Source organism: Leptotrichia wadei (genome assembly GCF_007990445.1).
GTDB classification, from domain to species: domain Bacteria; phylum Fusobacteriota; class Fusobacteriia; order Fusobacteriales; family Leptotrichiaceae; genus Leptotrichia; species Leptotrichia wadei_A.
This window is the reverse complement of the sequence record NZ_AP019841.1, coordinates 828999-841534: the sequence shown is the minus strand read 5'-3', so window position 1 is coordinate 841534 and position 12536 is coordinate 828999. Positions and strand designations below refer to the sequence as shown.

11 protein-coding genes are annotated in these 12536 nt (G+C 30.2%); all 11 read left to right on the top strand.

Annotation, left to right across the window (positions count from 1 at the left end):
* The first annotated feature begins 15 nt into the window (after positions 1 to 15).
* The 11 genes from FVE74_RS04050 (at position 16) to FVE74_RS04000 (ending at position 12522) form a co-directional block, all read left to right on the top strand.
* Positions 16 to 1182 carry a DUF3419 family protein gene (locus tag FVE74_RS04050; RefSeq protein ID WP_147003349.1) on the top strand — a complete coding sequence of 389 codons (1167 nt, stop codon included), beginning with the start codon at positions 16 to 18 and terminating at the stop codon, positions 1180 to 1182.
* The gene (locus FVE74_RS04045) at positions 1169 to 2500 is read left to right on the top strand and encodes a diacylglycerol/polyprenol kinase family protein (RefSeq protein ID WP_147003348.1); all 1332 of its coding nucleotides are present in this window, start codon (positions 1169 to 1171) and stop codon (positions 2498 to 2500) included. Before FVE74_RS04050 ends, FVE74_RS04045 begins: the two co-directional genes overlap by 14 nt.
* A gap of 25 nt (positions 2501 to 2525) precedes the next feature.
* On the top strand, positions 2526 to 3560 hold the full coding sequence (locus FVE74_RS04040; RefSeq protein ID WP_147003347.1) for a GNAT family N-acetyltransferase: 1035 nt from the start codon (positions 2526 to 2528) through the stop codon (positions 3558 to 3560).
* Between the two features lie 18 nt (positions 3561 to 3578).
* The gene (locus tag FVE74_RS04035) at positions 3579 to 5114 is read left to right on the top strand and encodes an AMP-binding protein (protein WP_147003346.1); all 1536 of its coding nucleotides are present in this window, start codon (positions 3579 to 3581) and stop codon (positions 5112 to 5114) included.
* A 26-nt stretch (positions 5115 to 5140) separates the two neighbouring features.
* On the top strand, positions 5141 to 5524 hold the full coding sequence (locus FVE74_RS04030) for a hypothetical protein (RefSeq protein WP_147003345.1): 384 nt from the start codon (positions 5141 to 5143) through the stop codon (positions 5522 to 5524).
* A gap of 37 nt (positions 5525 to 5561) precedes the next feature.
* Positions 5562 to 6626 (top strand): UbiA family prenyltransferase, encoded by a 1065-nt coding sequence (locus tag FVE74_RS04025; protein ID WP_147003344.1) that lies wholly within the window; start codon positions 5562 to 5564, stop codon positions 6624 to 6626.
* 223 nt (positions 6627 to 6849) lie between these two features.
* Positions 6850 to 7758, top strand: a complete 909-nt coding sequence (murQ, locus tag FVE74_RS04020; RefSeq protein ID WP_147003343.1) for an N-acetylmuramic acid 6-phosphate etherase — start codon at positions 6850 to 6852, stop codon at positions 7756 to 7758.
* Between the two features lie 66 nt (positions 7759 to 7824).
* Positions 7825 to 9522, top strand: a complete 1698-nt coding sequence (locus FVE74_RS04015; protein ID WP_147003342.1) for a PTS lactose/cellobiose transporter subunit IIA — start codon at positions 7825 to 7827, stop codon at positions 9520 to 9522.
* 18 nt (positions 9523 to 9540) lie between these two features.
* The gene (locus tag FVE74_RS04010; protein WP_147003341.1) at positions 9541 to 9849 is read left to right on the top strand and encodes a PTS sugar transporter subunit IIB; all 309 of its coding nucleotides are present in this window, start codon (positions 9541 to 9543) and stop codon (positions 9847 to 9849) included.
* A 98-nt stretch (positions 9850 to 9947) separates the two neighbouring features.
* On the top strand, positions 9948 to 11291 hold the full coding sequence (locus FVE74_RS04005) for a PTS sugar transporter subunit IIC (protein ID WP_147003340.1): 1344 nt from the start codon (positions 9948 to 9950) through the stop codon (positions 11289 to 11291).
* A 124-nt stretch (positions 11292 to 11415) separates the two neighbouring features.
* Positions 11416 to 12522, top strand: coding sequence for a DUF871 domain-containing protein (locus FVE74_RS04000; RefSeq protein ID WP_147003339.1), 1107 nt, complete (start codon positions 11416 to 11418; stop codon positions 12520 to 12522).
* Positions 12523 to 12536 lie beyond the last annotated feature (14 nt).

Sequence of the window (12536 nt, the reverse complement as noted above, 5' to 3'; positions counted from 1 at the left end):
TTAGGAGGAACATAATTGAAAAGTGAAGTAAAAGAAAATAAAGTTGATTTTTCATTGATAAGATATTCCCAATGCTGGGAAGATACGGAAGTATTATTGGAAAGTCTTGATATAAAAGAAAAGGATGTATGCTTTGGGATCTTGTCGGCAGGAGATAATGTATTTTCAATGCTTGCTGAAAATCCTGAAAAAGTGGTGGCTCTCGATATAAGTTTTCCCCAAATTGCTCTTGCTAAACTTAAAAGGGAAATTTTTAAAAATTTTGATTATGAAAAAATGCTGGAATTTATGGGAGTAAAAAATTCTGCTGAAAGAATTAGGATGTATGATAAAATACGTGAAAAACTTGATAAAGATGTGAGAGATTATTGGGATCTTAATAGAAAAGCGATTGAAACTGGGGTGATTCATATTGGAAAATTTGAAAAATTCTTTAAAATTTTTAGGGAAAAAATACTTCCTTTGATACATAATAAAAAAAGAGTGGAAGGGCTTTTTGAGAAAAAGTCGAAACAGGAAAGAGAGGAATATTATAATAAGCATTGGAATAATTTTAGATGGAAACTGATGTTTAAATTATTTCTTTCTAAATCTGTAGTTGGAAAATTTGGAAGAGATAAGGAATTTTTTAGGTATGCAGAAAAAGATATTTCCAAAGAAATGAAGGAAAGAAGCAGGTATGCTCTTTGCGAGCTGGACAGCTATGAAAATCCTTATATTCATTATATTATGATGGGAAATTACCGTTTAGACTGCTTGCCTTACTTTTTAAGAAGGGAAAATTTTGAAAATATTAAGAAAAATCTTCACAAATTGGAAATTGTTCAAAATTCTGTGGAAGAATATCTTGATGAAATAGATTTTAAAATAAATAAATTTAATTTAAGTGATATATTTGAATATATGTCTTTGGAAAATTATAGAAATTTGATGAAAAAAATTTATGATAATGCTGATAATAGTGCAATATTGGCATACTGGAACTTGATAGTGGAAAGAAATTCATCAAAATTAGATTATAAAGAAAATGAAATGAAGGAAAATATAGAAAACGGGAAAAATAACATTTGGAAAAATTTTCAAAGAATGGAAGAATTTGATAAAAAACTTCATGAGAAGGATAAAACGTTTTTTTATAATGATTTTGTAGTTGAAAAGGTGATAAAATATGGAAATAACTAAGATGATACTTGTTTTTATTGGTTTTATAATGTTTTTTCTTTTGCTAAATAAACTTGAAAAAAGTGAAACGTTAAATTCAGAACTTATACGGAAAATTTTACATATAGGTTCGGGATTTGGGGGACTGGCTCTTCCGTTTATATTTGAGAAAAAAAGTTCGGTTATGATACTTGGAGTGATTTTTCTTGCAGTGCTTATTTCCATTAGGCTGATAAAAAATAGAATATCTGGATTTAGAAAAGTTCTGGAAACAAAAAACAGGAAAACATTTGGAGATATATATTTTATTATAAGTATTTTAGGATTATGGATTGTGTCAAGTGAAGATAAAATAATGTATTCACTTCCGCTTATAATACTTATGTTTTCCGATGCCTTTGCGGCTCTTATCGGAGAATTTTATAGTAAATATAAGTTTGATACGGGATTTGGAACAAAGTCGGTAGAAGGATCTGTGACATTTTTTCTTACAACATATTTTATTTGCATAAATTTCTTTTTATTTTTCAGTAACATTAAAAGTATAAATATCGTGCTTGTTTCACTGCTTTTAAGCATTCTTGCAATGATTCTTGAAATGATTTCGTGGAATGGGCTGGATAATATTTTTGTCCCGCTTTTCGTATATTTGTTCCTAAAATTAAACTTATATTTAACAGCGAGAGAACTTATGTATAAACTTTGGGTAATAGTTATGCTTCTTATAATTATAATATTAAATAGAAAAAAAACTACTCTTACAAAAGTTGCCCAAACTGCAAGTTTATTTTTCCTTTACATCGTTATGATTATAGGCGGAATAAAATGGGTCGTTCCACCATTAATAATGTATCTTGGATATTATCATTTTACGCCAAAAGTTAAAGGGCAGGTTAAGGACTCGCTAAAAGGGCTATTAGCAATAGCATTTACCACATCAATGTGGCTTGCATTAAGCATAGTAATGGATAAAAATAAAATGTTTCTTATTTATATTTTTTCATTTTCACTATTTTTTGGAATTATAAATTTAATAAGGGATAATGCCGGAAATATCTACAGGAAAACATTTAGAATGAACTTTTTGATGGAAAGCATATGTAAAGCGGCCGTTTTCTTTCTAGTAAATTATTTTATTTTGTCAAGAATTCTGGATTTTAAAATGCTAACTGGAATAGCAATTCTTATGTTTGGCGGAATATTTATTTACGAAACATGCATGAAGATTTTTTATATTTTTGAAAAGGAAAATGAACTTAGCGGAGAAAGCAAAGTATTTTTAACTTCAGGAATTGTTTTTGCTTGCTCAATGTTATTACTGGGAATAGGAATGTTATAAGATTAAAACAGGAGAAATTATAAATATGAAAATAAAAAGATATACAATAACAGAAAATAAAAAAATAAATAACGATTATCTAAAAAAATACGTTACAGAAAATGATATTTCTCAAAATGAAATAGCAAAAATTCAAATAGAACGACCATCAGAAATTATAGTTTTTCAAGATGAAGCAGGAAAAATGGCAGGAAGCCTAAATTTGTGGCACAATCGGCCAGATTATAATGAGAAAAAAACATCTTATATTGGAAACGTAATGATTTTTGAAAAATATAGAAAAGAAGAATTTGAAAAGAAAATATTTGATGAACTTTTTGAAGAATTGAAAAAAGATGGGATTGAATTAATAATTGGGCCTTTGAATGGAACTACTTGGAATACATATCGGTATGTGACAAAAACTGGAAATAGAAAGCCTTTCTTGATGGAACCTTGGAATGAAGGCTATTATGTGGAATTATTTCAAAAAACTGGATTTAATCCTCTTGCCAATTATATTTCTACAATAATGGAAAATATGAATCCTGTTAAAAGGGAAAATCTATCTAAGAAAATTGAAAAAATAAAAAAATTTGATTATTATAAGGATATAAAGGTAAAATCTGCTGAAAACGAAAATATACTAGAAATACTAAATAAAGTCTACGACTTGACAATTCAGGCATTTAAAAATAATTTTTTATATTCTGAACTGGAAAGGGAAATTTTTATAAAAATGTATATGAGATATGAAGATAAAATTGTAAAAAAATTCTTTAAAACGCTTTATCTCAAGGATGAATTAATTGGCTATGTGTTTGGAATACCTGATTATGCAGAGCTTCAGTATAAAGGAAAAATAGAAACAATGATACTTAAGACGATTGCAGTTTCTCCCAAATATAACGGAAAAGGAATGGGATATATCTTAATTGATGAACTTGTGAAGGAAACGGAAAAATCAGGTTATAAAAATGTGATTTATGCTTTGATGTATGAAAAGAATATATCTAAAAATATAGGATTGCTATTGGGAGATGAATTGAGAAGATATACTTTGTTTATAAAGGAACTTTAAATAAAAGGCGGTATAAAAATGACAATAGTTGACAAAATAAAAGAATTAAGAAGTCTTTATCCAGATAAGACAGCTTTATTTGACTTGAATACAGGCAAAAAAGTTACTTTTACCCAAATAGATGAAAAATCAAATTATGTATGTGATTATTTAAGGAAAAAAAATTTTAAAAAAGGAGATAAAATTGTAGTTTTTATTCCAATTGGAGTGGAATTTTACTTGATTTTGACAGCAATATTTAAAATGGGAATACAGGCTGTATTTATTGACCCTTATGCTGGGATTGAGCATATTAATAAATGCTGTGAGATGATTTCGCCTGATGGGATAATTGGAAGCAGAAAAACACTTTTGAAGGGATTTTTTCTAAAAGGAATCAGAAAAATTGGGAAAAAAATTAATTATATTAAAGTGATGGAATACTCTGAAAAATTTTCAATAAATGAAAATTGTCAAGTAAAAGAAAATAAAAAAATTGAGAATTATGAAAAAATTGAAGAAGATACACCAGCTCTTATCAGTTTTACAAGTGGAAGTACTGGATTTCCTAAAATTATTATGAGAACTCATAAATTTTTGCTGGGACAGCATAATGTACTTGAAAAAAATATAAAATTTGAAAAGGAAACATCGGTTTATTCTTCATTCCCAATATTTCTTTTTTCCCACATTGCCACAGGAACAACTACTTTTATTCCTGATTTAAACTGGAAAAAACCTGCAGAATCAAATTTTAAAAATATTGTTCAGCAAATAATGGAAAATAATATTCAAAATGTCATTCTCCCTCCTGCAATATTTGAAAATATCGTAAAATTTTGCAAAGATGAAAAAATAACGCTTGAAAATGTTCAAAAGGTATATACAGGTGGTGCTCCTGTTTTTTACAGCCTTATGGAAAAAATTAAAAAGGTCTTTACAAATGCAAAAATTACAGCCTTATATGGAGCTTCGGAAGCTGAGCCAATATCATCATTAAATTTTGAAGATATAACAAAAGAAGATATTGAAAATATGAAAAATGGAGAAGGGCTGCTGGCTGGGAAAATAGTTAATGAAATAGAGCTTAAAATAGAAAAACTAGAAAAATCAGACAATGTTAAAGATTCTTCAGAATTAAAAGGTGAAATACTTGTAAGAGGAGAAAATGTAGTCAATGGTTACCTAAATGTTGAAAAAAATCCTGATGAAAACTGGCATAGGACAGGAGATATGGGATATATTAACAGAAAAGGGCAACTTATACTGCTTGGAAGGGTTAAAGGAAGAATACAGATTGAAGAAAACATTTATTATCCCTTTACTGTAGAAACTGCCTTTTCATTTTGCAAAAACTTGAAAAAATCTGTTCTTACTTCAAAAGATGATAAATTATACCTCTTTGCTGAAAGAAACCCTGAATTTAAAGGAGATTTGTCTGAGGATAGTGAAATTAAAGAATTAAAAGAAAAATTTGGAATATTTAAAATAATCGAAACTGAAATTCCAATGGATAAGAGGCATAACAGCAAGACGGATTATAAAAGGCTGGAAGAGATAGTTGAAAAACTTTAAAAATTTAAATTCAGAAAGGAAATTTTATGAAAACAGAAGCAAAAGAATTAATTCAGGAGGGATTAAAATTATTTTCATTATATGATAGAAGAGCTTTGAAAAGATTCTATCTTTCAGCAGAAAAGAGTGAGGCAGACTTGTCATATCTCGATGAAAAGTATCAGACTCATATGCGTTCTAAAACAAGAGGACTGTTTTTTGATTTTTTAGGGGGAATTATAGAAGGCATTGCAAGTTCAGGAAGTCCGTTTAGTCATTCTCTGGATAGAGCAATGACTATTGAAAAGCGTGAACAGTATAATGAAAAAAAATTAATATTAAGGTATAAAATTAAAGATTTTATTGAAAGTACACCAGTAGACAGTAATACAGGATATTTACTTTCCATGATTGACTTCTATTGTCAGTAAAATCTATTTATATATAATATTGTAAGAGGAGAAATAAATGAACCAAAGTAATATAAATTCAAAAAAATCAATAATCCAAAATATAAAAAACTTCAAAATATATCTGAATGAACGGTTTCCATTAGGAAAAAATTCATTTTTTGTACTGATTTTTACTTTGTCAGGATATATTTTTACAGGATTACTATATAATTCAAAAATTATAAAGCCAACTTTGTCAAAAGAAGTCAATAGAGTGCTACTATTCTGGGATAAAGAAATTGATAAAGTACCAATAATCTGGTATAAATTTCTTCCTTTGTTTATCATAATATTCATGTTTTTCTTTCAGTTGAGAATTACAGATGAATTTAAGGATTATGAAGAAGATTTAAAATATAGGCCTTACAGACCTGTTCAAAGAGGTGTAATTTCGTTAAAAGCGTTGAGAAAAATAGGAATTGCAACTGTTATAATACAAATAATGCTTGCACACGTTATAGATCCTGAAATTATCTATTTTATGATATTTGTATGGATTTATATGTTCTTAATGGCAAAGGAATTTTTTATAAAAAAATGGCTTACAAAAAGAATTTTGATTTATGCTCTCTCCCACGTTGTAATAATGGTATTCATTACTCTTGTTATTGTAGAAGCTACACAATACATTGTACCAAAAAATATTTTTGACGTTTTTATATTACAATGGTATAAACATAATATTGATTTTGCATTAATTCCTCTTTTCGCATTAAATTATTTAAATGGAATCGTACTGGAAATAGGAAGAAAAACGAGAAGAGCTGATGAAGAGGAACATGGAGTGCAGACTTATAGTAAACTTTGGGGAAAGAAAAAGGCTGTAGTAATTTTAAGTTTACTTTTTGCTGTTGAATATTTTCTTGTCATTCTTGGACTTTCTTATACTTATGAAAAATATTTTTTATTCAGCGGATTGGTACTGCTTATAATTCTGATAATTTCAATATATTTTATGATAAAATTTTTGAAAAAGGATTTATCGGGGAAAATTGTAGAAAGCGTATCGGGGCTTTGGATTGTTTTTTCTAGTATGGGGCTGGGGCTTCTTCCGTATTTTGTATTTAGCTTGATAAAATAAATTAAAGAAACAAGAGTTTAGAAAATAATTATTCTCTTGTTTTTTTTGCACTTAGATTTTTAAAAAATAAAATACTATTTTTCATTTAAATATCTGATTTATTATGAATTTCTTTTGCTTTTTCACTTTTAAAGAAATTTTTTAGATAAATTTAAAAATAGACTTCCATTTGAGAAAAATCGAGATATAATTATAACATAGACTGACCTAAAGGAAGTGGTAAATGATGATCGAGCTGGAAAAATTGTCTACTGAAGAAAATAATCCAAACAGCAAGGATATTGAATTGCAGGATAGCCTTGAAATTGTAAGAAGAATAAATGAGGAAGACAAGAAAGTGGCATTTTGCGTGGAAAAGGAACTGGGCAGTATTTCACGGCTGATAGATGCTATTTTGTCAAGATATGAAAAAGAAACAAGAATTATATATATTGGCGCAGGAACATCAGGAAGACTTGGAATTCTTGATGCTTCGGAATGTCCTCCTACTTACGGAGTTTCCTTTGAGAAGGTTCAAGGAATAATTGCCGGTGGAAATGAGGCGATATTTAAGGCTAAGGAAAATGCTGAAGATAAGCCAGAACTGGGAAAACAGGATTTGTTAAATATTAATCTTACAGAAAATGATGTGGTTATAGGACTTGCCGCTTCTGGCAGAACTCCCTATGTTTTAGGGGCAATTGAATATGCAAACAGCATTGGCGCAATTACAGGAAGCATTACTTGCTCTAAAAGCTCTGATTTGTCGAAAGTTAGCCAATATCCAATAGAAGTTCCTGTTGGAGCAGAAATTATTACAGGTTCTACTAGAATGAAGGCTGGAACAGCACAAAAAATGATACTTAATATGATTTCTACAACGATTATGATAAAGCTGGGAAAAGTATTTTCTGGATATATGGTGGATGTTAAAACTTCCAATCAGAAATTAATTGAGCGGGCAAAAAGAATAATAATGAAAACCGCAAACTGTGATTATGAAAAGGCAAGCGATGCTTTGAAAAAAGCTGGGAATGATGTGAAAACTGCTATTGTTATGATACTTTTGGATATTGATAAAAATATGGCAATGGAAAAATTGAATCAATGTGATGAAAATGTAGCAAAAATAATACATGAAAACTTGAAATAAAAAAGATTAAGTTGTTAAGCAGATCTATCGGAAACTTATATAAAGTTACATAGAAAGGATGGAGAAATGAAAAAAAAGGATGGAATCAAAATTGTTACAATTGGGGGCGGATCCAGCTATACTCCTGAATTGATAGAAGGTTTTATTAAGAGAATAAAAGAACTTCCTGTTAAAGAAATTTGGCTGGTTGATATTGAGGAAGGGAAGGAAAAACTGGAAATTGTTGGAAATTTAGCTAAAAGAATGGTGGAAAAGGCTGGTATTGACTGCAAGGTTTATTTGACGCTGGATAGAAGGGAAGCTATAAAAGATGCGGACTTCGTAACTACTCAATTTCGTGTGGGACTTCTTGATGCGAGAATCAAGGATGAAAGAATACCATTTGAAAATGGACTTCTAGGACAGGAAACGAATGGAGCTGGAGGAATGTTTAAGGCATTTAGGACAATTCCTGTGATACTTGATATTGTGAAGGACATAAAGGAACTTGCTCCAGAGGCTTGGCTTATAAACTTTACAAATCCTGCTGGAATCGTGACAGAAGCTGTCCTAAATTATGGAAACTTTGAAAAAGTTGTTGGACTTTGCAATATTCCAGTACATACTCAGATGGATTGTGCAAGCCTTTATGAAAAAGACATTAGCGAGTTTAAGTTTCAATTTGCAGGGTTAAATCACTTTGTCTGGTATAGAGTTTGGGATAAGAAAGGAAATGAACTTACGGCAGATTTATGGGATAAAAGACAGGATAAGGAAAATCTTGGTGTAAAAAATATTGTAAGCATAAATTATGATTATGATCAGATAAAAAATCTAGGAATGCTGCCTTGCGATTACCATCGTTATTATTATTTGCAGGATGAAATGTTAAAGGAAGGATTGAAATCCTATAGGGAAAATGGAACTAGAGGAGAAATTGTAAAAAAAGTTGAAGCTGAATTGTTTGAACTTTATAAAGATGTTAATTTGAAGGAAAAGCCTAAACAGCTGGAAAAAAGAGGAGGAGCTTATTATTCTGATGCAGCTTGTGAACTTATCAGCGCAATTTATAACGATAAAGGCATAATAATGGCTGTAAATACTAGAAATAAAGGAGCTATTGCAGATTTACCGTATAATTCGGCAGTTGAAATTTCATCATACATTACAGCAAGCGGGCCTAAGCCAATAACCTTTGGTAAATTTCCAAATGCTGGACAAAGAGGGTATATTCAATTGATGAAGGCAATGGAGGAATTGACTGTGGAAGCGGCTGTTACTGGAAATTATTATACTGCATTACAGGCATTTACTACAAATCCGTTAATTCCTGGAACTACAATTGGAAGAAAGGTTTTGAATGAACTTCTGGATGCACACAAAAAATATTTACCACAGTTTAAGGATTATTATGAAAATAGAGAAAAATATCAAAAGGGAGGAAAATACAAAATTATGGATAAGGAACAAATGGAATTAGTTGTATTTGAAATTGTAAACAGTGCTGGAATGGCAAAAGGACTGGCTTATGAGGCATTGGGTGAAGCGGAAAAGGGAAACTTTAAAAAGGCGGAAAATTTATTAAAAGAAGCGGATGAGGCGCTGCTGTCGGCTCATAATATTCAAACCGACATAATTCAGGCAGAAGTAAATGGAGAAGGAATTACACCTTCAGTTTTGTTTGTTCACTCGCAGGATCATTTAATGACAGCGATTGAAGCTAAAACATTAATTGAAGGAATGATAAAAATGTATAAAAGAATTGATAAACTTGAAAAAAAATAAAAATTAGGAGGATTTAAAATGAAAGTATTATTTGTATGTTCGCTAGGAATGTCAAGCGCAGTGGCGGTAAAGGCACTGGAAAAGGAGGCAAAATCAAAAGGTGTAGAAATTGAAGTGAAGGCTGTAAGTACACAGCAATTTGAAGATGAAGTGAAAAATGGATATGACGTAGCAATGGTTGCGCCTCAAATAAGACACAGATTTGATACATTAAGTGCACAAGCAAAGGAAGCCCAAGTACCTTGCGCAATGATTACGCCACAAGGATATAGCCCACTTGGAGGCCCTAAATTATTAAAGCAGATTCAGGAATTGTTATCTAATTAATAAATTTTAAGATATTAAATTTTACTAAAAATCTCAATTTCTTGAAACTAATTATTATTTAAATCAAAAAAATATTGTAATAGGAAAGGAAGTAAATTATGGCAGTTTTAGAACAACTTTCAATAAAAATGGCAAAAATATCTGAACAAAGACATTTAAGGGCAATACGTGACGGTATAGTTTCCACATTGCCGCTAATTATTATTGGATCAATATTTTTAATTTTAGCGTTCCCGCCATTTCCAAAAGAATGGGGAATTTCAATTTTAGCAAAAAAATATGCAGTGCAAATGCTGCTTCCCTACAGAATGACAATGTTCATAATGGGACTTTATGCAGTTATGGGAATCGGTTACAGCCTTGCAAAATCTTATAAATTAGATGGTATTACAGGTGCGATTTTATCAGTTTGCGCATTTTTACTTACTATTATGCCTAAAATGATAAATCCGATTGAGGTAATAAATCAGACTGTCGGGGGAAAAGCCATACAAATTATTGTTGAGGAAGGAACAAAAGGTTCTCAGATTATTCAGGAGGATATTGGGTATGCCCTGCAAATGTCAAGATTAGGATCTGCAGGTTTATTTGTAGGAATAATTGCGGCAATATTTGCAGTTGAAGTGTATCGACTGACAACCACAACTGGATTTAGGATAAAAATGCCTGAAGCTGTGCCAGAATCAGTTGCACGTTCATTTGAAGCATTGACTCCAGCGGCAATAATTATTTTTACATTGACAATTTTAACTTATTGGCTAAAAATTGATCTGCACGAAATAATCGGTTCAATCATAAAACCAATTTTAAAATTCAGTGATTCATGGTTTTCTGTAATAATCATAGTATTTATGATTACATTTTTCTGGAGCTTTGGAATTCACGGTGATTCAATAGTCGGCTCAATTGTACGTCCACTCTGGCTTATGCTTCTTGAACAAAATGCAACAGCTTTGGCAAACGGACAGCATATTCCGCACATTGCAGCAGAACCTTTATACCAATGGTTTATCTGGATTGGCGGTTCAGGAACAACGATAGGATTTGCAATATTATTATTGCTAAAATCAAAATCAGCTTACGGAAAAACTTTAGGAAAAGCGGCAATTCTTCCTTCAATATTTAATATAAACGAACCAATTATTTTTGGAGCTCCAATCGTATTAAATCCTACGTTATTGCCACCTTTCATAATTGTTCCAATAGTCAATGCCTCAATCACTTATTTTGCAATGGCAACAGGCTTAGTAAACCGTGTAACTTCAACGCCGCCTTGGACTTTACCTGGACCAATAGGAGCATTTTTAGCAACAAATGGAGATTACAGAGCAGTAATTTTAAGTATACTTTTAATTATAATTTCTATTGTAATCTACTATCCATTCTTTACAGCCTATGAAAAAAAATTATTAGCGGAAGAACAGGCTGAAACACAAGAATAAACTTGTTCAAAAACTATATTTGCTTAAAATTTAATAAAACAAATATTATGAAGCAAGGGATATTGATCTCCTGTTAAATAAAAAATTATTAAAATAGAGATAAAAAGAAGGGAAACAGCATAAAATGAGAAAATTAGGAATTTCAATTTATCCTGAAAAGACAACTGAAGAAAAATTAATAAATTATATTGACAGGGCTTATAATGCCGGTTTTAGCCGCATATTCAGCTGTCTGCTCTCTTCTGCCCAAAATAAAGGAATTGAAGATAAGGAAATAATTTTGAAAAAATTTAAAAAAATAAATCATTATGCTAAGGAAAAGGGATTTGAAATTATTCTAGATGTAAATCCGAAAGTTTTTAAAGATTTGGGAATTAGTTATGATGACTTGGCATTTTTTAAGGAAATGGGAGCTGATGGAATTAGGCTTGATGTTGGATTTACTGGACTGCAGGAAAGTATTATGACATTTAACAGGGAAAATTTAAAAATTGAGATAAATATGAGTAACGATACTCATTATATTGACACAATTATGGATTACTGCCCTAATAAAAATAATTTAATCGGATGTCATAATTTTTATCCTCATATTTATACAGGATTAGGTTTAGAATTTTTTAGAAAATGTACAGAAAATTTTACAAAATATGGATTACGAACTGCAGCATTTATAACTTCTCAAGCTAAAAACAGTTTTGGGCCTTGGCCAGTGACTCAAGGCTTACCAACTTTAGAAATGCATCGTAATTTGCCGCTAATAGTTCAGTTTAAACATTTTGTCGCATTGGAAACAATTGATGATATTATTATTTCAAACTGCTATCCGACAGATGAAGAATTAAATGAATTTAAAAAAGTTCGTAAAGATATGGTAAGTTTTTCAATTGAATTGGAAAAAGATATTCCAGAAACAGAAAAGCAAATAATTTTTGATGAATTTCACTTTAATAGAGGCGATATTTCTGAAAATTTGATTCGTTCTACAAATAGCCGTGTAAAATATAAAGAACATAATTTTAAAGTTTTTAATACTCCTGAAATAATAAAAAAGGGAGATGTAATTATTGAAAGCAGTGAATACGGACATTATGCAGGCGAACTTTTAATTGCTAAAACAGATATGAAAAATACTGGAAAATCAAATGTTGTTGGAAAAATAAGTGAAAATGAAATATTTCTAATTGATTATATCAAGCCTTGGCAAAAATTTTCTTTTGTAAAAAAATAAAATTTATTCAAAAG

Coding starts and splice junctions, on each gene's coding strand:
- FVE74_RS04025 (WP_147003344.1), top strand. CDS start 5,562: ATGAACCAAAGTAATATAAATTCAAAAAAATCAATAATCCAAAATATA.
- FVE74_RS04000 (WP_147003339.1), top strand. CDS start 11,416: ATGAGAAAATTAGGAATTTCAATTTATCCTGAAAAGACAACTGAAGAA.
- FVE74_RS04045 (WP_147003348.1), top strand. CDS start 1,169: ATGGAAATAACTAAGATGATACTTGTTTTTATTGGTTTTATAATGTTT.
- FVE74_RS04010 (WP_147003341.1), top strand. CDS start 9,541: ATGAAAGTATTATTTGTATGTTCGCTAGGAATGTCAAGCGCAGTGGCG.
- murQ (WP_147003343.1), top strand. CDS start 6,850: ATGATGATCGAGCTGGAAAAATTGTCTACTGAAGAAAATAATCCAAAC.
- FVE74_RS04005 (WP_147003340.1), top strand. CDS start 9,948: ATGGCAGTTTTAGAACAACTTTCAATAAAAATGGCAAAAATATCTGAA.
- FVE74_RS04040 (WP_147003347.1), top strand. CDS start 2,526: ATGAAAATAAAAAGATATACAATAACAGAAAATAAAAAAATAAATAAC.
- FVE74_RS04035 (WP_147003346.1), top strand. CDS start 3,579: ATGACAATAGTTGACAAAATAAAAGAATTAAGAAGTCTTTATCCAGAT.
- FVE74_RS04015 (WP_147003342.1), top strand. CDS start 7,825: ATGAAAAAAAAGGATGGAATCAAAATTGTTACAATTGGGGGCGGATCC.
- FVE74_RS04030 (WP_147003345.1), top strand. CDS start 5,141: ATGAAAACAGAAGCAAAAGAATTAATTCAGGAGGGATTAAAATTATTT.